The sequence below is a fragment of the Streptomyces sp. NPDC102462 genome (assembly GCF_044765425.1).
In the GTDB taxonomy this organism is placed as follows: Bacteria; Actinomycetota; Actinomycetes; order Streptomycetales; family Streptomycetaceae; genus Streptomyces.
Genome location: NZ_JBIWKB010000081.1, coordinates 1 through 22,827, shown reverse-complemented (window position 1 = coordinate 22,827; position 22,827 = coordinate 1). Strand labels below are relative to the sequence as shown.

The 22,827-nt window shown below is 71.4% G+C and carries 19 protein-coding genes; 4 read left to right on the top strand and 15 right to left on the bottom strand.

Going from position 1 to position 22,827, the window contains the following annotated elements; all coding sequences use genetic code 11:
* Positions 1-129: 129 nt before the first annotated feature.
* The 7 genes from ACIRFL_RS39590 to ACIRFL_RS39560 are packed head-to-tail and all read right to left on the bottom strand — an operon-like array spanning position 130 to position 7,142.
* Positions 130-1,146, bottom strand: coding sequence for an MCE family protein (locus tag ACIRFL_RS39590; protein WP_404039228.1), 1,017 nt, complete (start codon positions 1,144-1,146; stop codon positions 130-132).
* Complete coding sequence (locus ACIRFL_RS39585) at positions 1,143-2,258, bottom strand: MCE family protein (RefSeq protein ID WP_404039225.1); 1,116 nt, start codon at positions 2,256-2,258, stop codon at positions 1,143-1,145. Before ACIRFL_RS39585 ends, ACIRFL_RS39590 begins: the two co-directional genes overlap by 4 nt.
* Entirely contained in the window at positions 2,255-3,313 is a 1,059-nt protein-coding gene (locus ACIRFL_RS39580; RefSeq protein WP_404039222.1) for an MCE family protein, read from the bottom strand. Before ACIRFL_RS39580 ends, ACIRFL_RS39585 begins: the two co-directional genes overlap by 4 nt.
* Entirely contained in the window at positions 3,310-4,563 is a 1,254-nt protein-coding gene (locus ACIRFL_RS39575; RefSeq protein ID WP_404039220.1) for an MCE family protein, read from the bottom strand. Before ACIRFL_RS39575 ends, ACIRFL_RS39580 begins: the two co-directional genes overlap by 4 nt.
* A 1-nt stretch (position 4,564) precedes the next feature.
* Positions 4,565-5,371, bottom strand: a complete 807-nt coding sequence (locus ACIRFL_RS39570) for an MlaE family ABC transporter permease (protein ID WP_404039217.1) — start codon at positions 5,369-5,371, stop codon at positions 4,565-4,567.
* Positions 5,372-5,376: 5 nt separating this feature from the next.
* Entirely contained in the window at positions 5,377-6,141 is a 765-nt protein-coding gene (locus tag ACIRFL_RS39565) for an MlaE family ABC transporter permease (protein WP_404039214.1), read from the bottom strand.
* Positions 6,138-7,142: an ABC transporter ATP-binding protein gene (locus ACIRFL_RS39560; protein WP_404039211.1), complete on the bottom strand. Its 1,005-nt coding sequence runs from the start codon at positions 7,140-7,142 to the stop codon at positions 6,138-6,140. Before ACIRFL_RS39560 ends, ACIRFL_RS39565 begins: the two co-directional genes overlap by 4 nt.
* A gap of 701 nt (positions 7,143-7,843) precedes the next feature.
* On the opposite strand from ACIRFL_RS39560, the gene ACIRFL_RS39555 reads away from it, so the two are divergent.
* From ACIRFL_RS39555 to ACIRFL_RS39540, 4 genes are all read left to right on the top strand, one after another.
* On the top strand, positions 7,844-8,470 hold the full coding sequence (locus ACIRFL_RS39555; protein ID WP_404039209.1) for a hypothetical protein: 627 nt from the start codon (positions 7,844-7,846) through the stop codon (positions 8,468-8,470).
* A 131-nt stretch (positions 8,471-8,601) separates the two neighbouring features.
* Positions 8,602-10,167, top strand: a complete 1,566-nt coding sequence (locus ACIRFL_RS39550) for a DUF6801 domain-containing protein (protein WP_404039206.1) — start codon at positions 8,602-8,604, stop codon at positions 10,165-10,167.
* Positions 10,168-10,206: 39 nt separating this feature from the next.
* Positions 10,207-11,154, top strand: coding sequence for a hypothetical protein (locus tag ACIRFL_RS39545; protein WP_404039204.1), 948 nt, complete (start codon positions 10,207-10,209; stop codon positions 11,152-11,154).
* A 221-nt stretch (positions 11,155-11,375) separates the two neighbouring features.
* Positions 11,376-12,587, top strand: coding sequence for a helix-turn-helix domain-containing protein (locus tag ACIRFL_RS39540; RefSeq protein ID WP_404039201.1), 1,212 nt, complete (start codon positions 11,376-11,378; stop codon positions 12,585-12,587).
* A 500-nt stretch (positions 12,588-13,087) separates the two neighbouring features.
* On the opposite strand, the gene ACIRFL_RS39535 is transcribed toward ACIRFL_RS39540, so the two are convergent.
* The 8 genes from ACIRFL_RS39535 to yicI all read right to left on the bottom strand — a co-directional run bounded on the left by ACIRFL_RS39535 (position 13,088) and on the right by yicI (position 22,436).
* On the bottom strand, positions 13,088-13,852 hold the full coding sequence (locus ACIRFL_RS39535; RefSeq protein ID WP_404039198.1) for an ABC transporter ATP-binding protein: 765 nt from the start codon (positions 13,850-13,852) through the stop codon (positions 13,088-13,090).
* The gene (locus tag ACIRFL_RS39530) at positions 13,849-14,649 is read right to left on the bottom strand and encodes an ATP-binding cassette domain-containing protein (protein WP_404039196.1); all 801 of its coding nucleotides are present in this window, start codon (positions 14,647-14,649) and stop codon (positions 13,849-13,851) included. Before ACIRFL_RS39530 ends, ACIRFL_RS39535 begins: the two co-directional genes overlap by 4 nt.
* A complete protein-coding gene (locus ACIRFL_RS39525; RefSeq protein WP_404039193.1) occupies positions 14,646-15,524 on the bottom strand; it encodes an ABC transporter permease in 879 nt (292 codons plus the stop codon). The genes ACIRFL_RS39530 and ACIRFL_RS39525 overlap by 4 nt, the downstream gene beginning before the upstream one ends.
* Positions 15,521-16,486, bottom strand: a complete 966-nt coding sequence (locus ACIRFL_RS39520; protein ID WP_404039191.1) for an ABC transporter permease — start codon at positions 16,484-16,486, stop codon at positions 15,521-15,523. The genes ACIRFL_RS39525 and ACIRFL_RS39520 overlap by 4 nt, the downstream gene beginning before the upstream one ends.
* Positions 16,486-18,006 (bottom strand): ABC transporter substrate-binding protein, encoded by a 1,521-nt coding sequence (locus tag ACIRFL_RS39515; protein WP_404039188.1) that lies wholly within the window; start codon positions 18,004-18,006, stop codon positions 16,486-16,488. The genes ACIRFL_RS39520 and ACIRFL_RS39515 overlap by 1 nt, the downstream gene beginning before the upstream one ends.
* A gap of 42 nt (positions 18,007-18,048) precedes the next feature.
* Positions 18,049-18,789 (bottom strand): DUF1684 domain-containing protein, encoded by a 741-nt coding sequence (locus tag ACIRFL_RS39510; protein WP_404039185.1) that lies wholly within the window; start codon positions 18,787-18,789, stop codon positions 18,049-18,051.
* 463 nt (positions 18,790-19,252) lie between these two features.
* The gene (locus ACIRFL_RS39505) at positions 19,253-20,110 is read right to left on the bottom strand and encodes a DMT family transporter (protein ID WP_404039182.1); all 858 of its coding nucleotides are present in this window, start codon (positions 20,108-20,110) and stop codon (positions 19,253-19,255) included.
* Positions 20,111-20,165: 55 nt separating this feature from the next.
* The gene (gene yicI / locus ACIRFL_RS39500; RefSeq protein WP_404039179.1) at positions 20,166-22,436 is read right to left on the bottom strand and encodes an alpha-xylosidase; all 2,271 of its coding nucleotides are present in this window, start codon (positions 22,434-22,436) and stop codon (positions 20,166-20,168) included.
* Positions 22,437-22,827 lie beyond the last annotated feature (391 nt).

Here is a 22,827-nt window from a genome sequence, read left to right as displayed (position 1 = left end):
CCCCGTCGTCCCTCTGCTCCGGGCTGTCCGGGTCCGCCGGGGCGTCCCGGTTCTCCCCAGTGTCCTGGCTCCCAGGGCCGTCCCGGCGCCCGGTCGCGCCGGATGCGTTGTGTCGCCGTAGGCCGCGCCTCACCGCTTCCCCTCCCCCAAGGACGCGGAGCCGCTCGTCGCCGGGAGCGGCAGCAGCGGTCCGCCCATGCTGATCTCGTTGAGGTCGGCCCGGCCGTCGAGGGTGCGGGTGTCGGTGTCGTAGGCCGAGACCAGGTTGTCCGCGGCCAGCGGTGCCACGTCCAGCGCCTCGGCCAGGGAGGCCCGCTGCTCGACGAGGGTGCGGGTGATCGGCACCAGCCGGTCGACGTTCTCCTTCAGCTCGCCGCGGTTGTCCTTGATGAACCGCTTGACCTGGCCGAGGGCCGTGCCGAGTTCTTCGAGGGCGCCCGTGAGGTCGTCCTTGTTGTCGGCGAAGAAACCGACGACCGTGTCCAGGCGTTCCTGGGCGGTGCGCACGTCGGTGTCCTTCCGCTTGAGCATGCTGGTGAAGGACTGGAGGCTGCTGAGCGTGGCGAACAGGTCGTCGCTGCTGCCGTTGAGCGTCCTTGCGGCCTTGCCGAACTGCTCGACGGTGTCGCCGATCGCCTCGCCGTTGCCGTCGAGGTTGGCCGCGCCGGTCGTCAGCAGGTCGGACAGGGCGCCGGAGGCATTGGCGCCGTCGGGGCCGAGTGCCTTGCTGAGATCGGTGATCGAGGCGTAGAGCTGGTCGATCTCGACGGGGGTGCGGTTGCGGGAGGCCGGCAGCACGGCGCCGTCGGCGAGGGCCGGGCCGGCGCGGTAGGCGGGGGTGAGCTGCACATAGCGGTCGGCGACCACGCTCGGTGCCACGATCACCGCTCGGGCGCCCTCGGGGACCCGTACGCCCTCGTCCAGGGCCAGTTGCACGCGCACCCGGGTGCCCTGCGGCCGTACCGATGTCACCTCGCCGACCCGCACGCCCAGGATGCGCAGGTCGGATCCGGAGTAGATGCCGACGGCGCGGTCGAAGTAGGCGGTCAGCCGGGTGCCGGAGGTGTCCAGGGCACGGGCGACGGCGAGTGAGGCGGCGACCACCAGGGCGAGGGCGGCCGCGAGGAGTCTGCCGCGTCCGGTCATCGCTCACCGCCTCCCTGGGCCCGTGCCGGCTGCTTCGGCGGCATGCACGGCTCGGTCTGGGCCGGGTCGGGCAGGTAGTCGCGGGGCACCACCCCGCACAGATAGCTGTCGAACCAGCGGCCGTTGCCGAGGGTGTTGCCGATGAGCCGGTAGTAGGGCCCGACGAGCGCGAGTGTGCGGTCGAGACGGGTGCCGTTCTTCTCCAGGACGGTGGTGACCCGGCCGAGCGCCTTGAGGGTGGGGCCGAGTTCGCTGTCGTTGTCCGCTACGAGGCCGCTGAGCTGTGTCGACAGTGCCCTGCTGCCCTTGAGCAGGGCGCGGATGGCGGTGCGGCGGTCCTTCAACTCGCCGAGCAGGGACCCTCCGTCCTCGATCAGGGTCTCGAAGCTGGACTTCTTGTCCTTGAGGGTCTTGCTGAACCGGGCGCTGCCCCTGAGGAGTTCGGAGAGTTCCGCGTCGCGTTTGGAGACGGACCTGGACAGCGCGGACAGGCCGGTGGCGGCCTTGCGCACATGGGGCGGCGAGTCCTTGAACGTCTCGGAGATCGTCTCGAAGCTCTTCGCGAGCTGCCCGGTGTCGATGGCGTCGACGGTGCCGCTGAGGTCCTGGAACGCCTGGGTCACGTCGTACGGCGAGGTGGTGCGGGCCAGCGGGATACGGCGGCCGGGGTCCTGGCGTGCGCTGCCCAGCGGGTCCAGGGCCAGGTACTTCTCGCCGAGCAGTGTCCTGATGGCGATGGCGGCGGTGCTCCGGTCGCCGATCCAGGCGTCGTCGACCTCGAAGCTGACCTTCACCTTGGGGCCGTCGAGCGAGACCTCGGTGACGCGGCCGACCTTGACGCCGGCGATGCGCACCTCGTCGCCCTTGCCGAGGCCGGCCGACTCGCTGAAGTCGGCGCTGTAGGTGGTGCCGCCGCCGATCAGCGGCAGCCGGTCGGCGTGGTAGGCGACGACGGTGAGCAGGGCCAGCAGGAGCAGGCCGACGAGGGCGACGGCGATGGGGTCGCGGTCCTTGACGGGCCGCAGCCATGGCCCGCGACGCCGGCCGGTGCGCGTGCCGGTGCCGGTGGGGCGGTCGCCCGCGCGGCGGCGGGCCCGGAGGAGCAGGCTCATGCGCCGCACCTCGGTTCCGTGACGGCGATGCCGGTGGGGGCCTCGGAGCCGTCGGAGGTGGTCACTTGGCTCACGCGCGCCTCGCAGAGGTAGAGGTTGAACCACGTCCCGTAGGAGGACAGCCGGGCCAGGGCGGTCATCTTGGCGGGTGTCCTGGCGAGGAAGTCCTCGATCTGGGGGGTGGCGGCGCCGAGGTTGCGGGAGAGCCGGCCCAGTTCGCTGATGTCCTGTTTCAGGGGTGCGCGCCCGTCCTGGAGCAGGTCCGCGGTCACCGTGGTCAGGTCTCCCATGGCGGCGACGGACCGGCCGAGGGGTTTGCGGTCGTCGTTGAAGCCGGTGACGAGCCGGCGCAGGGTGTCCACGAGGTCGTCGAACCGGGCCTCGCGGTCGTTGAGGGTGGTCAGGACCGTGTTGAGGTTCTTCACGACGGCGCCGACCACCTCGTCCCTCGCGGCGACCGTCCGGCTGAGCGAGCCGATGTGCCGGATAAGACTGTCGACGGTGCCGCCCTCGCCCTGGAGGACCTGCACGATGGACCCGGCGAGTTCGTTGACGTCCTTCGGCGACAGTCCTTCGAACAGCGGCTTGAAGCCGTTGAAGAGCAGGGTCAGGTCCAGGGCGGGCGCGGTGTGGTCGAGCGGGATGGTGTCGCCGTCCTCCAGGGTGCCGGTGAGGTCGCCGCTGCCGCGGCCCAGGGCGACGTACCGCTGCCCCACCATGTTGAGGTACTTGACGGCGGCGGTCGTCGAGCGGGGCAGGGTGCGGTCGTCGCGGACGGTGAAGGTGATCTGCGCGGTGCGCCGGTCGACGACGCGGACGTCGGTGACCTCGCCGACCTTCACTCCGGAGATGCGCACGCTGTCGCCGTCGACGAGCCCGGTGACATCGGTGAACAGCGCCTTGTAGGAGCGGGTGGCGGAGCCGACGCCGGTGCCCGCGACGCTCAGCCCGAGCACGGTCGTGGCCAGCGCGGTCACCACCAGGAAGACGAGGGACTTCAGCACGGGGCCGGTCAGCGGGCGGCGCCGGGTGTGCGCGGGGTGCGGCCGGGTCATCGCAGGGTCACCTCCGTGCCGCGCAGGGCCGGACCGGCGAGCAGGCTGCTCCAGTCCGGCAGGTCGGCGGGCGGTCGGCCGGTGGCCGGCGCGAGCAGTTCGTTGACGAGGGCGTTCTCCTGCGGGGAGTTGGCGAGCCCGAGGTCCTGGCCGGCCGCGGCGGACACCTGGGCGGCCGGTTTCGTGGGCACGCCGAGGTAGGGGACGGGGTAGCAGCGGGGTCCGCCGCCGGCGTCGTAGGAGGGGGTGTCCCGGCCGGGGACGTAGGCGCCGCGGGAGGGCACCGTGGTGAGGTCGACCCGCAGGCCGGGCCGGTCGGTGCCCTTGCCGAGCGCCTTGTCCATCTCCGGCACGAAGTCGGCGAGGGTGCGCAGCGTGCACGGGAAGGACGAGGAGTACTCGGCGAGCAGGCGCAGGGTGGGCCGGGAGGCGGCGCTGAGCCGGATGACGGTGTCCTTGTTGCGGCGCAGGAAGCCGGTCAGGTCGTCCGCCGCCCCGGTGGTGGCGCCGAGCGTGCCGGCCAGGTCGCCGGACTTCTCGGCCAGGGTGCCGCTGGTGGTGGTGAAGTCGGTGAGGGCCGTGATGACATCGGGTGCGGCGTCGGCGTAGAGGTTGCTGACCTTCACGAGGTCTTTCAGGTCGCGGTTGAGGGCCGGCAGGTCGGGGTTGAACTTGCGCAGGTGTGCGTCGAGCCGGCTGAGGGTGGTGCCGAGCTGCTCGCCGCGTCCCTCCAGGGCGCGGGAGACCGCGGACAGGGTGGCGGAGAGTTTGTGCGGCTGGACGGCGGTGAGCATCGGCAGTACGTCGTCGAGGACCCGCTGCAACTCGACGGCGTTCGCCGAGCGGTCCTGCGGGATGACGGCCCCGGCGGCGAGCGGCCGGCCGGAGGGGTGCGCGGGCGGCACGAGGGCCACGAACCGCTCGCCGAACAGGGTCGTCGGCAGCATCTGCGCGCGCACGTCGGAGGGGATGGCGGCGCGGGCGCCGGGCCGCAGGGCGAGGGTGAGCCGGGCGCCGTCACCGGTGGAGTCGATGGCGCGGACCTCGCCGACGACTACGCCGCGCAGCTTCACCTCGGCTCCCAGGTGCATCTCGTTGCCGACGCTGCCGGTCTCCACGACCACCGGGTCGAAGTCGGTGAACTTCTTGTCGTAGACGGCGACGGCCAGCCAGATCAGCAGGGCGGGCACCACCAGGAACACCACTCCGGCGAGCCGGCGGCGCAGCGTCTGACCCCGTGGGCTGCTCATGTCACCCGGCCACCTTCACCGTCGTGGTGGCGCCCCACAGGGCGAGCGACAGGAAGAAGTCGGTGAGGCTGATCAGCACGATGGCGTTGCGCACCGAACGGCCCACGGCGACGCCGACGCCGGCCGGGCCGCCGGATGCGCGGTAGCCGTAGTAGCAGTGCGCGACGATCACCATCACGCTGAAGACGAGCACCTTCAGTACGGACAGCAGGACGTCCGTGGGTGACAGGAACAGGTTGAAGTAGTGGTCGTAGGTGCCCCGGGACTGGCCGTTGAACAGGACGGTGACGTAGCGGGACGCCAGGTAGGAGGAGAGCAGCCCGATCGCGTACAGCGGGACGATCGCGACCACGCCGGCGATGATGCGGGTGGTGACCAGATAGGGCAGGGAGCGGATGCCCATGCCCTCCAGGGCGTCGACCTCCTCGTTGATGCGCATGGCACCGAGCTGGGCGGTGAAGCCGGCGCCGACGGTCGCGGACAGGGCGAGTCCGGCGACGAGCGGGGCGATCTCCCGGGTGTTGAAGTACGCGGAGACGAACCCGGTGAACGCGGCGGTGCCGATCTGGTCGAGCGCCGCGTATCCCTGCAGGCCCACGACGGTCCCGGTGAACAGGGTCATCGCGATCATCACGCCGATGGTGCCGCCGATCACGCCGAGGCCGCCGGTGCCGAAGACGACCTCGGCGAGCAGCCGCTGCACCTCCTTGAGGTAGCGGCGCAGGGTGCGCGGCACCCACAGCAGGGAGCGGACGTAGAAGAGCAGTTGGTCGCCGGAGCGGTCGAGCCAGACGAGCGGGGAGGCCACCTGTCTCAGCCTCCCTTCGGCGGGACGAGTTGGAGGTAGACGCCGGTCATCACCATGTTGACGAAGAACAGCAGCAGGAAGGTGATGACGACGGACTGGTTGACGGCGTCGCCGACGCCCTTCGGGCCGCCGCGGGGGTTCAGCCCTCGGTAGGCGGCGACGATGCCCGCGATGAATCCGAAGACGAGGGCCTTGAGTTCGCTGATGTAGAGGTCGGGCAGCTGGGCGAGCGCGGAGAAGCTGGACAGATAGGCGCCGGGGGTGCCGTCCTGGAGGAAGACGTTGAAGAAGTAGCCGCCGAGGATGCCGACCACCGAGACCAGGCCGTTGAGCAGGACGGCCACACCCATCGCGGCCAGCACCCGCGGCACGACCAGGCGCTGCACCGGTGAGACGCCCATGACCCGCATCGCGTCCAGTTCCTCGCGGATCGCGCGGGAGCCGAGGTCGGCGCAGATGGCGGAGCCGCCGGCGCCGGCGATCAGCAGGGCGACGATCAGCGGGCTCGCCTGCTGCACCACGGCGAGCACGCTGGCCCCGCCGGTGAACGACTGGGCGCCCAACTGCCTTGTGAGTGAGCCGACCTGAAGGGCGATCACAGCGCCGAAGGGGATGGAGACGAGGGCGGCGGGCAGGATGGTGACGCTCGCGATGAACCAGAACTGCTCGACGAACTCCCGGAACTGGAAGGGCCGTTTGAAGATGGCCCGGCCGACCTCCGCGGCGAGCGCGAAGAGCCGTCCGGTCTGCCGCAGCGCTCCCAGCATCATGTGCCGCTCCCGGCGGTGGTGGCGGGCGCGGTCGCGGCCGTGGCGTAGGTGCGCTCGATGGCCGCGCGGGCTGCGGGCGGCAGTTGGTCGAGCATGCCGAGGACCCGCTCCCGGCGCCGGGCGACGGCGCGGCGGGGCGGGAGTCCGGGGGTCGGCTCCAGCTGCGGGACGATCCGGCGGGGCACGGCCGGCGGCGCCGGGCGGGTGTCGGCGGCCTCCGCGGCGAGGGTGGCGGCGTCCTTCTCCTCCGACATGCCGATGGGCCCCTCGCGGCGCCCGCCGAGGAACTGGGCGACGGCGGGTTCCTCGCTGGTGAGCAGCACCTCGCGGGGGCCGAAGGTGACCAGCCTGCGCAGGAAGAGCATGCCCATGTTGTCGGGGACGGTGGCGGCGATGTCGAGGTTGTGGGTGACGATCAGCATCGTCGCGTCGAGCTGTGCGTTCAGGTCGATCAGCAACTGCGATATGTAGGCGGTGCGTACGGGGTCGAGTCCGGAGTCGGGTTCGTCGCACAGGATGATCTGCGGGTCGAGCACGAGGGCGCGGGCGAGGCCGGCCCGTTTGCGCATGCCGCCGCTGATCTCGCCCGGCAGTTTGCCCTCGGCGCCGAGCAGGCCGACGACCTCGATCCGCTCCATGACGATGCGGCGGATCTCGGACTCCTTCTTGCGGGTGTGCTCACGCAGCGGAAAGGCGATGTTGTCGAAGAGGGACATCGAGCCGAAAAGGGCGCCGTCCTGGAACATGAGCCCGAAGAGTTTCCGGGTCTCGAATATGTCGCGTTCCGGGCTGTTCACCATGTCCACCCCATTGATGAGGACACGGCCTTGTTCCGGTTTGAGCAGTCCGATGAGCGACTTCAGGAAGACGGTCTTTCCGGTGCCGGACGGGCCGAGCATGACACTGACTTCTCCGGCCGGCAGGGTGAGGGTCACATCCTGCCAGATGTTCTGCCCGCCGAAGGACTTGGTCAGGCCCTCGACGACCACTTCGATTCCCATATCACCTCCGACAGGAACGGTTCGGCGTGCACCGCGGAGCGCACGTTAAAGCGGTGCGCGGTCGACTGACAACAGGTGGGGCGCCGGATTCCCGCGGCTCCCCCCGTCTTTGTCACCGCGCAGACAAAGTCCGGTCGCGTACTTGTCTCGCCGGCACAGGGCGGGGCGACGCGCCCGCCAGGGGACGGGACCGACGGGGCCCGGCCGGCGGACGTACGCCCCGCGGGGCGGGCGAGGGCCGTACATCGTCCGCCGCGCCGACGGCCGGCGGGGGCCACCCACCTGGAGATCGGCACGGCACCCGGCACGTTACGACCGAGTAACCTCAGCGGGCAAGAGCGGGTTCCGAGTTTTGTGCGAGTTTCCGGCCGACCGCCCGGAACCTGTCAGCACGGAGACAAAAAACGGCCCCGTTCTTGTCATTCGGTGAGCAGCACGGGTACGGCACGCCGCAGCCGTCCCGCGGCCTTGCGCTTAGCATCCGATGACTAAGCGGAGGCATGGAGTGCTCACCCGGCGGACAGACAATTCCCCTCTTCAAAGAATCATGGGCGATGGCATTGTTCGGCCAAGTTTCCGGCAAGTAACGTCGGTGCCCGCGGTCGAGGTTTTCCGAGCCGCGGGCCGCCCGGTCCCGTTCTCCGTCCGCTTCCGTAGCGGCCCTCCTCTGCCGGTCAATCCACAAGGAGAGTCCCAGAGTCATGAAGAAACCCATCACACGGACCGCCCTCGTCCTGGGCGCGGCGTCGGCCGCGTTCGGCATGGCCGTCGCCCCCGCCTCCGCGGTGCCCTCCACGGTGTGGACCGTGACCCCGTCACCGGCCAACTACACGGCGACCAACAGCGGCAACATCGTGCTGACCGCCAACATCCCGATGACGTGTACGACGTCGGCCGCGTCGGGCACCATGCAGAGCACCACCGGCAACCCGGCGACCGTCGCCTCCATCTCCGCCGTCACCTTCGGCAGCGGCAGCGCGCCGTGCACCAGCGTCCTAGGCAATGTCACGACCATCGCGACCGTCCCGTGGACGGTCGTCGGCCAGGACTACAACGCGGGTGTCACCACCGGCTACGTCGGCAACGTCAACGCCAAGGTGACCGCGGGCGCCTGTGTGTTCACGGTGACGGGCAAGGCGAGCGCGACCTACACCAACTCCACCGGGATCCTCGCGGTCAACAGCGTCTCCGGTGATCTGTCCGTCGCCTCGGCCAGCGGCTGCGGCACCGTGGTCACGACGTCCACGAAGCCCACCTTCAAGGGCAACTACGCCGTCAAGGTGAGCGGCACCAGCACCATCCCGACGATCGTCGGCTCCAACCCGTAAGGCAGGTGCCGCTCGCGCCCGCCCGGCCGGAGGTACCGGCCGGGCGCACGCGGGCTGTCCGCGCCCGGCCGGCGACCGCCGGCCGCCACCGCCGTCCCCCGGGCCGGCGAACGATCCGAGCGGAGCAGTCGATGAGAGGTCCCCGTGCCGCCGTGCGGCGGCGGTCCCGTGCCCGCGCCCGCGGCGCGACGATCGCCGCGTTCGTGGTGCTGGCCGCCACCGTCCCGGCCGCGGCCGTCGCCGCGGGCACACGGGAGGTCGACACCGAACTCCCCTATGTGTGCACGTTTCCGTCCGGGCAGCGGCCCGCGACGGTACGGATCTCGGCGGCCTTTCCCGACCGGGTGGCGACGGGCGAGCCGATCCGGCCCGCGGACGTCACCACCACCGTGGAGTTCCCGGAGCAGGCGGTGGCCGACCTCGCCGCGACCGGAGCGCCGGGTGTGCGGGCCGCCGAGACCCGGCTCACCGTCGCCGTCGCGCAGAACGACGCCACCGCCGAGGCGACCTGGCGCGGCACCGCCGAGCCGGTGGTCCTCCCGGCGGCCGGGCCGCTGACGCTCACCGCGACCGGCGACGTGCCGACGGTGACCGGGCAGAGCGCCGGCGAACTGACCCTGTCCGCCGCGGACTTCGCGGTGGACCTGGCGCTCGGCGCGGCGGACGACGACGCCACCGAGCCCGCCGCGCTCACCGTCGCGTGCACGCTCGCCGAGGACGCACCGAACGACGGCCTGCTGGCCGCCGTCCCGGTCGGCCCGGACCCCGGCGGGCCGGACGGCTCGCCGTCCGCGTCGCCCGCTCCGTCCGCCACACCGTCCCGGCAGGACGGCGAACCGGCGGACCGGCAGCGGGAGCGGGCCCCCAGGGTCGGCGGGGACACCCCGGGCGGCACGGGGGCACGGCCCGACGCGCCGCCGTGCCGGTACGACGCCGGGTATCCGGCGGGCCCGATGTCGCTCAACGCGTACATCACCGGCTACGCCAACGTCCGGAAGCTGAAGGGTGCCGCGCTGATCCCGCTGACCTGCACACTGATCGAGCAGGGCGAGCCGGAGTTCGAGTTCTACCCGGACTTCAGCGGCGGCACCATCAAGCAGCACTCCACGGGCGACCTGTACAACGGGGGCCGCGCCTGGTCGCTTCCGTTCGAGGCCACCTTCCTCGCGTTCGGCTTCACCCCGACGACGGCCACCATGGTGCTGGAGCAGGCCGGACCGCTGACCATCGACTCGCTCGGCGCCACCGACTTCGTGTTCACCAGCACCGACACCTATGTCCGGGTGCCGCTGGTGCTCCGGGTCCTCTCGCTCACGGTCAACGGGACACCGCTGGACGTGGGGCCGGGCTGCCGCACCGAGAAGCCCCTCGCCTCCCCCGAACCGGATCCCGCGCACCACCCCGGCGACCATCTGGTGCTGCACGGCCGGGGTGAGCAGGTCACGGGCGAGCCGGCCACCGGCTATCTGCTGCTGTCCGGCGGACCGCTGACCGGCGAGGTGAGCATCCCCGCCTTCACCGGCTGCGGGGCGGGCGGCGAGCGGGTCGACCGCCTGCTGACGGCCGCGGTCTCCGGCTCCGGCAACTACGTCAAGCAGATACAGGGCCAGACCTGTTACGTGGCGGCCGACGTGCCGAACCCCGAGGAGTGCACCACGGATCTGCAGCCCCTCAAGATTCCCGTTCCCGAACGCTGAGTCCCGCCCCAGCCCGTACCCCTCACGGAAGGCCACCTCATGAACCGGTTCCCGCTCGGCGCCAGACTCGCCACCACCGTCACCGCGCTGGGCACCGCGCTCGGCGCCTTCGCCTCGATGGGCACCGCGACCGCCGCCACGGCCCAACTGCACGGCGAGTGGGCGCCGTTCACCCGCTGCCCGGTGAACGCTCCGGCCATGCTCGGCGCGGACGGCCTGGCCAGGACGCCGCAGTGCGTGGTCTCCAGCTCGCCGAACGGCTCCATCACGCTCGGCAACACCACCGTGGTGACGGGCCGGACCAACCTCCAGATGGGCGTCGTGCAGAACTCGGACGGCACCAGCACGGTGGTGGCCCCGGCCGACGGCGCGGTCATCGCCGACTCCGCGTCCGTGCCCGGCGGGCTGCTCGGCCTGATGTGTCCGAGCAACGTCCCCGCGATCACGGCCATCTGCGAACAGCTCGCCAACAGCACGCTCAACAAGATCACGGCGACCGTGGAGTCCGTCGGCACACCCTCCGACTTCGACCAGAACGCGGGCGTCCTCACCGACCTGCCCATCGTCGCCCTGCCGGTCCGCATCCACCTGGAGAACCCGTTCCTCGGCAGCAACTGCTACATCGGCACCAAGTCCAACCCGATCGTGCTGCGGCCGAAGAACCTCACCTACCCCACGTTCGGACTGTCGTTCTTCAAGGGTGACGGCACCCTCGCGGACGACGGCGAGATGAGCCGGATCGGCCTCACCGGGGCCACCCAGAAGGACAGCAGCTTCGCGGTGCCCGGCGCCAGCGGCTGCGGTCTTGGCATCGGCCTGGTCGACGCGGCGGTCAACCTCAAGACCGGGCTACCGTCCGCCGCCGGGAAGAACAGCCTCACGCTCAACGACACCCAGACCTACCTCACCGGTCTGACGGCACCCGGCACCGTCGCCCCCGACGCCGGCAAGATCCTCGCGCGCAACTGGAACTCCGCCGTCAAGTGAGCGCCGTACACAGGCGATTATCAGCCGTCCCGGCAGTCCGATCCCGTCTCGCTGCGGCAAACCGTGCACGGCCTGTGTACGGCGCGTGAAACTTGATTTAGCTTCAGCAGCCCAAGACAGGTATGCACCTGAGGGCCGGCCGGGTGTCCCCCTCGGTCCAGCGGGGGCACCCGGCCGGTCTCCCCCCACCGGGCGCGTCGAAGAGCAAGGGACGACCAGCCATGCCTTCAACCGTACGGTCGCCGCAGGTCGGGGAACCCCTCGAACCCCTGCCCAGGGAGTTCGCGGCCTTCATGCGGCCGGAGTTGCCCGGCCTCATGAAGGAAATACGCATCGAGGTCACCCGCGCCTATCCCGTGTACGGCCGACTGCTCAACGGCCCCAACGCCGACGCCATCCGGCAGGGCGTCGAGGAGGCCCTGGCCGCGTTCGTGGACCGTGTCGCCGAACCGGGCAAGGACTCGGCGCTGCGCGACGAGCTGTTACGCAAGTTCGGGCGCGTGGAGGCCTATGAGGGCAGGGAGTTGGACACCCTTCAGGGGGCCTACCGGCTGGGCGCGCGCATCGCCCTGCGCCGTGCCAAGGCCGTGGGCCGCCAGTACAACCTGTCGCCCACCGTCATCCTCGCCTTCGCCGACGCCCTGTTCGCCTATGTCGAGGAGTTGGAGGCGCTGTCCCGCGAGGGCTATGTGGAGGTGCAGTCGCGGGCCTCGTCCGAAGTCTCGGCGGTGCGAAGACAGTTGCTGCATCTGATCCTGGCCGCGCCGCCGCTGCCGCAGGCGACCGTGTCCGGGCTGTGCGAGGCGGCGGCCTGGCCGCTGCCCGCCGAGGTCACCCTGGTCGCCCTGCGGTCGCCCGCGCCCGACCATCTGGAGGCGGGGCTGGCCGGTGACGTCCTCGCGGACCTGGACATTCCGCAGCCGCATCTGCTCATCCCGGGGGCCCTGACCCCGGACCGGCTCGCCATGCTCGACGCGGCACTGTCGGGCACGCACGCCGTCGCGGGCCTGACGGTGCCGCTCGCGCAGGCGGCCGACTCCATCCGCTGGGCGCGCCGCGTGCTCCAGCTGATCGACGAGGGTGTCGTGGCCGACGCGCCGCTGACCCGCTGCGAGGAGCACCTGGTGACGCTGTGGCTGCTGTCGGACCCGCCGCTCGTGTCCCATCTGGCGGCCAGGGAACTGGCGCCGCTCGACGGGCTGCCGAGCAGCCGCCGCGGCCGGCTCATGGAGACCCTGCGCGTGCACATCTCCACCCGGGCGCCCGCGGAGCAGGTCGGCGAGATGCTGGGCGTGCACGCCCAGACGGTGCGCTACCGCCTGCGCAACCTGGACGCCCGGCTCGGCGACCGCCTCACCGACCCCGACCATCGCTTCGCCCTCGAAGCGGCACTGCGATCAATGCACCTGAGAACCCCCCACCCCACCGAGTGAGCCCCCACCGGGCGATGCCCTGAAGACCGACGGCCGTGCCGCGTGTCGTACGGCGTAGAGCACGCGCCGCGACACCGGGCGCCACCGGCAGCGGCACCGTCAACCGCCCCCGCGCATGCGGCGGCCCGCCGACCGCGGCGTCTTCCACGCGCCACGCGGGATCGCCGACGTGGCCAGGCCGCCGGGGCGACGCGCATCATGTGCGGCCGGAAGGTGCGCGCAGACGCGTGTGCGCAGTACGGGCAGGCAAGCCGAGTGGCGTCCCGGGCGAAACCGACCCGCAGCGCTGTGGGCGCCGGCAACGCGGCCTTGGAGCCGAGGGTACGTGGGCTCCTCGGACGCCGCCGACAGCGGCGCCATCAAACGCCCCCGCGCGTGCGGCGGCCCGCCGACCTCGGCGTCTTCCACGCGCTACACGGGATCGGCCGCGTGCCCGGGCCGCCCGGGGCGGCGCGCATTCTGGGCGGGCGGTCTTGCGGTGGTGTGCCGACTCCTGGGTGTCAGGTGGGGAGGCGGGGCACGCTCTCAATCAGTTTGCGGGTGTACGGGTGCGCCGGGGCACCCAGTACCCGTGCGGTGTCGCCCTGTTCGACGATGCGGCCGCGGTCCAGCACGGCGGTGCGCTCACACAGGGAGGCGACGACCGACAGGTCGTGGGAGACCATCACGAGCGTCAGCCCCTGCTCCCGCTGCAACTCGGCGAGCAGGTCGACGACCTTCACCCGGGTGGTGACGTCGAGCGCGCTGACGGGTTCGTCGGCGAGCAGGACGCGCGGCCCGCACACCGTGGCCCGGGCGATGGCGATGCGCTGGCGCTGCCCGCCGGAGAACTCGTGCGGATAGCGGTCCGCCGCGTCGGCGGGCAGGCCGACCCGCTCCAGGGCCGCGGCCACCTTCGGCGCCGCACCGGCCCTGGTGTCGATGCCCAGGGAGCGCAGCGGTTCGGCCACGATGGCGGCGACGCGCCGGCGCGGGTCAAGGGAGGAGTAGGGGTCCTGGAAGACGCACTGCACGCTGCGCCGGAAGCGGCGCATCTGCGCCCGGTCGCGCGGGGACAACTCGGCGCCGTCGAAGCGTACGCCGCCCGCGGTGGGCCGGGACAGGCCGAGCAGCAGCCGCAGCAGGGTCGTCTTGCCCGCCCCGGACTCGCCGACCAGGGCGAGGCTGTGCCCGGCCTCGACGGCGAGGGAGACGTCCCGCACGGTGTCGGCGGCGCTGCCCCGGTGACGCAGCGCCACGTTGCTCAGTTCCAGTACGGGCGTCACCGCGGGCTCCTCAGGTCCAGGGCGGACTCCAGTTTCCGGGCGCTGGTCACGAGGTCCCTGGTGTAGTGCTCGCGCGGGGCGCGGACGAGTTCGCGGACCGGGCCCTGCTCGACGGCCCGGCCGTCCCGCAGCACCAGGGCCCGGTCGGTCACCCGGGCGACGACGGCGAGGTCGTGGCTGACGAACAGCACCGCCATCTCCCGTTCCCGGACCAGGGTGTCGATCAGATCCAGCATCTCGGCCTGCACGGACACGTCGAGGGCGGTGGTCGGCTCGTCGGCGATCAGCAGCCGGGGCGCGCACGCCAGGGCCATCGCCAGGGCGACGCGCTGCCGCTGCCCGCCGGAGATCTCGTGCGGGAAGGCGCGCGCGATACGCTCCGGTTCGGGCAGCCGCACCTGGGCCAGCGCCTCCCGTACGGCCTCCCGCAGGGCGGCGCCCTTCAGACCGGTGCGTCTGCCGAGGGGTTCGGCGACCTGGCGGCCCACCCGCATCAGCGGGTCGAGCGCGGTCAGCGGCTCCTGGAAGACGACGGCGGCGTCCCGGCCGCGCACGGCGGTCAGCCGCTTCTCGCTCGCGCCGACGATCTGGGTGCCGGCCAGTTCCACGCTGCCGGTTGCGGTCATGCCCTCGGGCAGCAGGCCGAGCACCGCGAGCGTCGTGAGCGACTTGCCGGAGCCGGACTCGCCGATGAGGCCCAGCCGTTCGCCGCTCGCCACGCGGAAGGACAGGTCGTCGACCAGGGTCCGGCCGTCGCCGGTGCGGACGGTCAGGCCACGCACGTCGAGGAGGGTCATGTGCGCCTCCGGCGGGTCGCCGGGTCGAGGGTGTCGCGCAGGCCGTCGGCGACGAGGTTGACGCCGATCACGAGCAGCACGAGCAGGATGCCGGGGGCCAGCGCGCCGGCGGGTGCGGTGGTGAAGGTGGCCTGCGCCTCCTGGAGCATGCGGCCCCACGAGGCGTTGGGCGGCGGCGCGCCGAGGCCCAGGTAGGACAGTCCGGCCTCGGCGAGCACGGCGAGCCCGAACTGGAGGGCCAGGTTGACCACCAGGGTGGGCCAGATGTTGGGCAGGACGTGGCCGAGCACGGTGCGCGGCCAGGACGTGCCGGAGGTGCGCGCGGCGGTGATGTAGTCCTGTGCCAGGACCCGCTTGGCGAGGATGCGCACCAGCCGGGCGACGACGGCGCTCTGCGCCAGCCCGATCGCGAGGACCGCGGAGCCGAGGGTGGCCGAGCGTGCGGCCACGATGAGCATCGCGAGCAGCAGGGTCGGGAAGGCGATGAGGATGTCGAGGAACGCCGAGAGCGTGTCGTCGAGCCAGCCCTGTGCGAACGCGGCGAGCAGCCCCAGGGTGACGCCGATCACGGCGGCGATGAGCACCGAGCCGAGGCCCGCCTCGACGGCGATCCGGGAGCCGGTCATCACCTGGGTGAACAGGTCCCGGCCGAGCTTGTCGGTGCCGAGCAGATGGTCGCCGCCGGGGCCGGTGAGCCGCCCGCCGGAGGTGTCGTCGGCCGGGTACGGCAGCCAGAACAGGGAGACCAGGGCGAGCAGGGCGATGGCGCCCGCGAGCACGCAGCCGACGACGAGCGTGGCGGAGCCGCGGGCCCGCCGCCCGGCGCGTGCGGCGCTCGTGGGCCGCACCGGTTCGAGCACGTCGGTTCCGGTCATCGGGCGGCTCCCGTCAGTCGGTCGCGCAGCCGCGGGTCGATGATCCGCTGGACCAGGTCGGCGACGAAGCCGATGAGCAGCACGGCGAGGGTGGAGACGAACAGCACGCCCTGGATGACCGGGTAGTCGTGCTGGGCGATGCCGGTGGCGAGCATCGAGCCGAGGCCGGGCAGCGCGTACACGGACTCGACGACGACCGCGCCCAGCAGGGTCGAGGCGAGTTCGATGCCGAGCACGGAGATCACCGGTACGGCGGCGTTGCGCAGCCCGTGCCGCCACATCGCCCGCCCGAAGGAGGAGCCCAGGGCGCGGGCGGTGCGCAGATGATCGCTGCCCAGCACGTCGAGGGTGGCGGAGCGGACGTAGCGGATCAGGGACGCGCTCATCACCAGCGCGATGGTGAGCACCGGCAGCACCAGCGAGCGGATCGCGTCCGCGGGGGCGGACCAGCCGTCCTGCGGGAAACCGCCGGCGGGCAGCCAGCCCGCGTTCAGCGCGAACACGGCGATGAAGATCATGCCGAGCCAGAACACCGGGATGGCGATGCCCAGTTGGGAGACCCCGCTGAGCAGCGCGCCGTACCAGGTGTGCCGCTTGTGGGCGGCGAGGAACCCGGCGGGCACGGCGATGAGGACGGCCAGCACGAAGGCCGCGAGGGTGAGCGGCACGGTGACGTCCAGCCGGGCGGAGACCTCGGGTCCGACGGGCAGCGAGCTGACGAAGGAGGTGCCGAGGTCGCCGCTCGCCAACTGCCCGAGCCAGTGGGTGAACTGCTCGGGCAGCGGCCGGTCGGAGCCGATGGAGTGGCGGGCCGCGGCGATCTGCTCGGGGCTCGCGCCCACCGAGGTGAGCGCGTTGGCCGGATCGCCGGGCAGCATGCGCAGCAGCACGAACAGCACCACACTGGCCAGGGCCAGCGACACCGCGAGGAAGACCAGGCGGCGCAGCAGGTAGCGCGCCATCAGCCCTTCTTCTTGATGTCGTAGGCGTAGAACTGCGAGTTGAGGCCGTTGAGCGGGTAGCCGGACAGCTTGCTGCTCGCGACGACGATCTGCGGGTACAGGTACAGCCAGTCGCTGGCCGCGTCCTCGGCGGTCCTGCGGTTGACCTTCTTCAGCAGTTCGGTCTGCTCGGCGGTGGTCCGGGCCTCCTCGGCCTGCCGCACCCACTGCGTGACCTGCTTGTTGTCGTAGCCCCAGTAGAAGTCGGGGTTGCCGTACCAGACGAGGTCGCGGTCGTTGACGTGTTCCTGGAGCGTGGCCGTGAAGTCGTGGTTCTTGTAGACCTTGGTGTACCACTCGTCCGGGGTGATCGTGTTGATCGTGACGGTGATGCCGACCTTGGCGAGTTCGGACTTGATGAAGGTCGCGGCGGTGGGGTGCGGGTCGTAGTTCGGGGTGTCGAGGGTGAACTTGAAGCCCTTGGCGTAGCCGGCGTCGGCGAGCAGCTTCTTGGCGCGGGCCGGGTCGTAGGCGTTGACCTTGGTCAGGTCCTCGTACCAGGGGTCGGTGGGCGGCACCATCGAGCCGATGAGCTTGCCGTAGCCGCCCCAGACCGATTCCAGGAGCTTCTTGTCGTCGATGGCGGCGGAGACGGCCTGGCGGACCTTGGCGTCGGTGAAGGGCTTGGCCTTGTCGTTGAAGGCGAGCAGCAGCTTGGTGGTGGAGTTCCCGTCGTTGACCTTGTAGTTCTGGTTGTTCTTGAACTGGTCGAGGGCGTCCGGGGACTGTTCGCTCGTGACCACGTCGACGGCGTTGGTCAGCAGGGCGTTGTTGAGCGCCGTGGCGTCCTTGTAGTAGTGGAAGACGACCTTCTGGTTGCTGGCGGCGCCGCCCCAGTAGCCGGCGAACCGGTTCAGGCCGAGGGCGGAGCCCCGGGTCCACTTGTCCAGCGTGTAGGGGCCGGTGCCGTCCTCGGTCGTCTTCAGGTTCTTCGCCTGGGAGTTGATGATCCAGACGTAGGAGAGGTTGTAGACGAAGGAGATGGACCGCTGCGACAGCGTGACCTTGACGGTGTGCGCGTCGGGGGTGGCGATGTCCTTGATGACCTCGAGGTTGCTCTTGCGGGCGGACTGGGAGTCGTCCGCGATGACCTTCTCCAGGCTGTACTTGACGTCGCCGCTGGTCAGTTGCTTTCCGCTGTGGAACTTCACGCCGTCGCGCAGGGTGAAGGTGTAGGTGAGCCCGTCGGCGCTGACCTTGTAGTCGCGGGCAAGGAGCTTGTCCACCTTGCCGTCGTCGGTGAGCCTGAACAGCCCTTCGTAGACGTTGCCGTTGAGGGCTTCGGTCACACCCTGGCCGCCGCCCGCGGTGTTGTCGAGGTTCTGCGGCTCGTAGAGCGAGCCGATGTTGACGGTGGCGTTCTTGTCCCACGAGCCGCCGGAGGCGCTGCCCGTGGAGCCGGAGCCGCCGCAGGCGGTCAGCGTGAGGGCGAGCGAGGCCGCGGTCGCGGTGCCGTACAGGGAGGTCTTCTTGATGTTCACGTGGTGTGCGCTTTCGTGCTGCGGTGCGGGGAGGGCTGCGGGTCAGTGCTGTGCGGGGACGCCGCCGCGGAAGACGGGGCGCTTCTCACCGGCCTCGACGGGCAGGTGGAAGCGGTTCTGCCGGGGCGGCATCGGACAGTTGTACTGATCGGAGAATCCGCAGGGCGGTACGAAGGCACGGTTGAAGTCGAGCAGCACCCGGTCGTCGTGCTCGGTGCGCCGCACGAACAGGAAGCGTCCGGCGCCGTAGGTGGTGTCCCCGTTGGTGGGGTCACCGAAGACGAGCAGCAGGGTGCCGTCGTCGTCGAAGGCGCTGAGGGTGTAGTCGCGGCCGTCGACGGTGAGGGTGATGTCGCCGGGGACGACGAGGTCGCGGGTGCCGCCGTTGTCCCGGATGTGCTCGAAGGGGATCCGGCGGGCGCCGGGCACGGGCGTGTAGCTGGCGTGCAGCACCCAGGCGGGGTCGTACGGGAAGGTGTCGACCCGGTCGAAGCGGCGGATGGCCGGCGCGTCGGCGTCCCAGAACCGCAGGCCGTGCTCGGGCTCACCGGTGACGAGGTCGGTCCGGCTCAGTGTGGTGACGGTCACGGTGTCCGGCCGGCCGGCGCGGGCCCGCTCCGCGTCCGGGCGCTCGCCGGCCGGGAGCCAGCGGGTCTCGACGAGCGCGAGGTTCCCGGTCGGCGCGGTCAGGGCCCGCAGGCGGTCGGCACGCCAGGCGTGCCACCGCGCGACGGCATCGGTGGCGGGCTGGTCGGTGGTGGCTTGGGACACGGTCGGACTCATTCGTAGCAGGGACGGCGGCCTCACACCGCGGACATCACGCTGCGCGAATGAGTGGCCAAAGCATGCCCTTTATCTGCCATAAGAGGATCTAATGTCAAATGCCGCGGACACATGGTGAGACGTAGCGCCCCAGGCACGGCGCCCGACGGCCCCGCAGCCGCCACTCCAGGGGGCGTGCACTCGCACCGACGGTGCCACACCGCCCCGCCGAGAACCGCCCCCCTCAGGGGCGCGAGGAACTGCGCGACCAGCCACAACACACCCGCACCCGACCGACAACCGCCACCGACCCACGGCGCCACACCGCCCCACCGACAACCGCCCCCTCAGGGGCGCGAGGAACTGCGCGACCAGCCACAACACACCCGCACCCCACCGACAACCGCCACCGACGCGGAGCGCAGCGCAGGGTGCGGACGCAACCGGCACCCACGGACGGCCCGGCCCGGCGGAGCGCAACGTCTCAGCGGTTGAGGTCGATCAGGTGGGGCGCCACCCGGGTCAGCCGCAGCACGCCCCACAGGATCAGCAGGACGCCCGCCAGCTCCGCGAGCAGCCACCAGCCGGTGCGGATCTCCTCGCCGAACAGGGCCACGCCCAGCAGCAGGCTCACGGTCGCGTCACCGATGGTCAGCGCGGGCTGCGAGGCGACCAGGGCGCCGGCCTGGAGGGAGTTCTCCAGCAGCACGATCGCGCCGACGCCGGCCAGCGCGAAGCCGTAGGTCTGCCAGGTGCGCAGGAAGGCGGTGAACCCCGAGTCGGCGAGCACGCCGGTGGCCGACTTCATCAGCGCGGCCGTCAGGGCGTTGCCGATCGCGGCGGCCGTGGCCAGCGCCGCCGCCCGGAACAGCGAGGAACGCGCCGGACGGGCCAGCACGACGGCGAGGGCCATCGCGCCCAGGGTCAGGGCCAGCACCGGCAGCCAGCGCGCCATGGCCGCCTCGTTGCGGGTGCCCGAGGGCGCCGCCGCGGCCAGGGCAAGGGCGAGCCCGCCGACCATGCCCGCGACGGCCCGCCAGCCGGCGGCGGGCAGCCTGCGGTGCATCAGCGGCGCGATGACCAGCAGAGCGAACGGCAGTTCCAGCACGAACAGCGGCTGTACCAGCGCCATGGGCCCGTTGACCAGGGCCAGGGCCTGGAAGAGCGCGGCGCCCGCGACACCGGCGATGCCGATCGACCAGGCGGGCCGCCGCACGAGGGCGATCATCAGCCCGAGGCCGCCGCCCCGCGACACCGTGGAGGCGGCCTTGCGCTGGAAGGCCGTCCCCACGGCATTGCTGGCGGCCCCCGCGACGGCACAGACGACGGCGAGCGCGATCACCCCTCCACCATGCCTCGCCTTCCCGCCCGGTACCGACCGGAACGCGCCCCCCAGGTCAGGTCAGGGGTACGGTCACCTCGCCGGCCCCCGCCGCGCTCGCCCCGCCCGCCACCCGCACCGTGAACCGCGCGTCGGTGCCCTCCGCGGTGACCCGCAGCAGGTCGCCCTCGCGCGCAAGACGGAACACGGCGGCCGGCGCGCCCGCCAAATCGGGCACGGTGACCGTCGCGGCGTACCCGGGCGCGGCCGAGGGATGGACGAGCAGAGTCGGCTCCGCCAGCCAGTCGCCGTCGGGGCGGCTGTCGTCGCCGGCCAGGGGCAGCACGGCGCCCTCGCGGACGTACAGGGGCAGGCTGTCGTAGCCGTGCCGTTCGGTGCGCCACACCGGGCCGGTGACCCGCTCGCCGGTGAGCAGGTGCGTCCAGGTACCCTCGGGCAGGTAGACCTCCACCTCGCCGTCCTCGGTGAACACAGGGGCGACCAGGAGGTCGGGGCCGAGCAGGTACTGGCGGTCGAGGGGGCGGCACGCCGGATCGTCGGGGAATTCGAGCACCATGGGGCGCATCATCGGGACGCCGGTGCGGTGGGCCTGAACGGCCGCCCCGTACAGATAGGGCATGAGCCGGTGCTTGAGCCGGGTGAACCGGCGGGCGACGTCCACCGCCTCGTCGCCGAACTCCCACGGCACCCGGTACGACGAGGAGCCGTGCAGGCGGCTGTGCGAGGACAGCAGCCCGAAGGCCAGCCAGCGCTTGAACACGGCCGCGTCGGGCGTGCCCTCGAAGCCGCCGATGTCGTGGCTCCAGAAGCCGAATCCGCTCAGGGACAGCGACAGACCGCCCCTGAGGGACTCGGCCATGGCCTCGAAGGAGGACCAGCAGTCGCCGCCCCAGTGCACCGGGTACTGCTGGCCGCCCGCGGTCGCGGACCGGGCGAACAGCACGGCCTCGCCCTGCCCGCGCTCCTCTTCGAGGAGTTCGAACACGGTCCGGTTGTACAGGTGCGTGTAGTAGTTGTGCATCCGCTCCGGGTCGGAGCCGTCGTGCCAGACCACGTCGGTGGGGATGCGTTCGCCGAAATCGGTCTTGAAACAGTCCACGCCCTGGTCGAGCAGCGGCTTGAGCTTCGCCTTGAACCAGGCCCGGGCGTCGGGGCTCGTGAAGTCCACCAGACCCATGCCGGCCTGCCACAGGTCCCACTGCCACACGTCGCCGTCCGGCCGGCGCACCAGGTGCCCGAGCCGGGCCGCCTCGTCGAAGAGCGGGGACTTCTGGGCGATGTAGGGGTTGATCCAGAGGCTGATCCGCAGGCCCTTCTCCTTCAGCCGGGCGAGCATGCCCTCCGGGTCGGGGAAGACGTCCGGGTCCCAGGCGAAGTCGCACCACTGGTACTCGCGCATCCAGAAGCAGTCGAAGTGGAAGACGGACAGCGGGATGCCGCGCTCGGCCATGCCGTCGACGAACGACATGACCGTCCGCTCGTCGTAGGACGTGGTGAACGAGGTGGTGAGCCACAGGCCGAAGGACCAGGCCGGCGGGAGCGCGGGGCGGCCGGTGAGGGCCGTGTAGCGGGCGAGGACGTCCTTCGGGGTGGGCCCGGCGACGACGTAGTACTCCAGCGTCTGGTCCTCGACGCTGAACTGGACCTGCCCGACCGACTCGGAGCCCACCTCGAAGGAGACCTTCCCCGGGTGGTTGACGAAGACGCCGTAGCCGCGTGAGGAGAGGTAGAACGGGACGTTCTTGTACGCCTGTTCGCTGCTGGTGCCGCCGTCCGCCTGCCAGACGTCGACGACCTGGCCGTTCTTCACGAACGGGGTGAAGCGTTCACCGAGGCCGTAGACCTGTTCGCCGACCCCGAGCGCGAGCCGGCCGATCATGTGGTGGGCGCCCTCGGCGGTGGTGGCGAACGCGGTGCTCTTGGCGTTCGCACGGGTCAACTCGCGGCCGTCGGCGTCGTGGAAGGTCAGGGCCCAGGGTGCGGAGCGGTCCAGGCGCAGGGTCAGCGGTCCGCTGGCCAGTTCCGTGACGGCGCCCTCCCGGCGGACGGCGCCGGCGCCGTCCGGCGGGCCGGCCAGGGCGAAGTCCGGGCCCGGCCGCCGGGTGCCGCTGTGGTGGGTGATCCGGACGCCGATCACGCCCTCGGCGGGCGAGAAGCACTCCGTGGTGATGAGGGGCGCGTTCAGCGTGTCCCCCCTGCGCGTCACCTTCTGCACCGCGGCATGGGCGGTGAAGCGGTTCGCTTCCGCGCGTACGTCGCGCACTTCGGTGGCGTACGAGATCTGTACACCTTCGCGAATGCGCCAGAAGCCATCGGTGAACTTCATGATCTTCCTCGGGGGAGCAGCGAGCTTCGGGGGGTGCGCGGGAGCGTCGCACAGGATTTGATCGTACACAAAACAAATGCGGCCCACGAGCCCCAGATCGGTATCACAAGCCATTGAGCAGGCATGATTACCGAGCCGGTTGATCACTTCACATCGAGCCATGAAGAGATACGCGCCACCGGGGGCTAGCGCGGTGACACCGTTTTGACGTATTAGTCATCCCATCAAACAAACCTCTCCGGCGCCGCTGCCGGACCGCACGACTGCAAGGGCCGCACATGTCGAAGCGCTTCAACCCCACCCCTGAGGACAGGTTCACCTTCGGCCTGTGGACCGTCGGCTGGCAGGGCCGGGACCCGTTCGGGGACGCCACCCGCCGGGCCCTGGACCC